1 protein-coding gene and 1 tRNA gene are annotated in these 2,407 nt (G+C 42.5%); one reads left to right on the top strand and one right to left on the bottom strand.

Translation table 11 applies throughout. The features are described from left to right. Positions 1-359 precede the first annotated feature (359 nt). A tRNA-Trp gene (locus tag QRY16_RS21760) sits at positions 360-431 on the bottom strand. A gap of 620 nt (positions 432-1,051) precedes the next feature. On the opposite strand from QRY16_RS21760, the gene QRY16_RS21755 reads away from it, so the two are divergent. Further along, positions 1,052-2,407: PD-(D/E)XK nuclease family protein (locus QRY16_RS21755; protein ID WP_289778031.1), on the top strand; the 1,356-nt coding region annotated here is incomplete at its 3' end.

Below are 2,407 nucleotides of genomic sequence, written 5' to 3'. Positions count from 1 at the left end.
ATAGGGAACAATACTGCTCAGACTAACAGTATTTAGTGCGCGATACTTGTTTAGAAGAGATCATTTATTTAGTAAGGGTTCCACACAACGAGGTATTTCTAGTTCACTGCCAACATTTATTAATAGACCGTTGGGAACAGGGAACTGAGAAGAGTTATTATTATTATTGTCTATCACGAGATGGGTGGAATTCATTCAAGTATTCATAGAGGAGGTGGTTAGTCCCAACACAGACAATATAACTGTTGGCCCTGCCATAAATATATTAAATAAATAACTCTTTAATGTCACCTGGTCCCAGCTCAACAACAACTCTACTCTTAATAAGTCCACGGATAAAAATATAAATTGTCAAAATGTGACCGCGACCGGACTCGAACCGACGACCATCTGATCTGGAATCAGAAGCGCTACCACTGCGCCACACGGCCTCGCCAGCCCCGTACGGATATCCCTTACTCTTGCCATCTCGCATACGCTGCACCTTAGACTCTTCCCTGTACGGCTTGCTGAGGAGAGAAAGCAATGCAGCACTTTGAGCAATATACTGGCCATGGAGTATACCCCATCTCCTTGAACCTACATGCCACATACAGAAGAAGTATGTTTGAATTTACAGAAACAAGCTAGAGTTTATTCAGTTATTAATAGAAATTGCCAAATGCACACCACACAAAGTATAATTAAAAGCCGGAAAATACCCTTCTGGGTATAATGCCACGCAGCAATTGAATACTTCCAGGCATTTAGACTTGATATTTCCGCTTCATCACAGAAGTAGCTCCAAAATCTCAGCCACATTTTTATCGCCCATGGATTCTAAGCGAGGGGATGGCTCAGAGCCAACTATAACATGGGCTTCCTCTCAGAATAAACCAACCACAAACGATCATAAACTGGATATCGATTTTACACAGGGAAAGTTCCAGTTTTGGGAAGAGGCAGAGCCCTTTACAAGCGATGATGCCGAGGATCTGCAATCTAATTTCACAGCAATCGAGAAAGTAGAAAGGCACACCGACCACATCCTTCTCTTTGCAGACATAAGACCATCCGTGTCTCTGGCCGTTTTGCCGATCTTGAATACATGCCCGGGATGCGTATCAAGGCTTTGGCCTGCCCCTGCTGCTCTGCACCCTCCCATAATCCTATCTGCTCTGTTTCAGACACAGAAAACATTATTCTAATTGAGGATAACATTATTTCTGTGACATCCTTCTGTACAGCACTTGATTGTATAAATAATCCGCTATTTAAAGATATTATCGCAGATATATCCTTTGTATATTCACACAAATCACTTGCAGTCGGACGAGTCTGCCACAAACTGATTGAATCTTGTATTTCCAAGCAGCGAAAAGATCTTCCATTCCTAATTTCTGAAACTAAAAAAATTATACAAACGTATCCAGGCTATCTGTATTGCTGTAATATCACGGCAAAAGAGCTTCTCAATGAGTTACTGAAACTATTCAAGCCCATCAACGCCTTCCTCGCCCAGAGAAGTGACCATACTCTTGCGGAGTACAGTGTTATTTCATTGACATTCTCTATGAAAGGAAATATTGATTGCTTAGAGCCCGGGACATACCGCAATCCTGGAAGTGTAATAGAAATAAAGACAGGCACGAGGCAGAGTGTTTCTCATCGTGCACAGCTCATGATATACTCTTTGCTCTATGCGGAGCAGCGCAGTATATCCTGCAAATCCTTAGGATGTGCTCTTTATTATGCCAAGTCTGGAGAGACAGTCTTTGCCAAAATTACACACTCAGAGATAGCTGGGCTGGTGCAGCTAAGAAATAGAATTGCCGCCACCAAATCGGTTACCTCTTGCAATTGCTCAGAAGGCACTCCGTGCCATATCTACAACAAGATAAAAACTCTACCAGAAACCCACTTCCTAAGGCGTCTCTTAGCAGCAATTGAGGAGGAGAGATCCGGTGGCAGAACATACATCAAGGCAGTCCTGCTTGGGAATGCTAACAAAGGAATCCAAAAGGGTGCAGAAGATAAGCATAGCATATACAGTTACAGATATCCAGTAAGAATTAAGGATGCCATTCCCGAGAATGAATACATGCTTGTGTTTACAAGAAGCAAGCAGTTCGTAACGCGTGGGACCGTAAAGCACGATGCAGATGGTTCCTTGAACATTTGCACAAAAGATGCACTGCCGCTTGATAAGATATTTTTTGTAAGCATTGATGGATCTAGCATCTTCTACCGCTACATGCTCTGGTCTCTGTTTTATGTCCTTTATCCCATGTATTTTGGATTGAAGACTTGCCTGTTTAAGCTGCCTGGAGCCACATGCAATAGCGATGAGAATGACGATATAGGTATGACCTTATCGAGTATTAATTCTGAAGAGATGAGCGACATCGAAAGTGGATGGTTAGAGAGT

Origin of the sequence: Mixta mediterraneensis (assembly GCF_030283135.1) — a bacterium.
GTDB lineage: Bacteria > Pseudomonadota > Gammaproteobacteria > Enterobacterales > Enterobacteriaceae > Pantoea > Pantoea mediterraneensis.
Note: the sequence above shows the minus strand (reverse complement) of the source record. Positions and strands in the feature narration are given on the sequence as shown.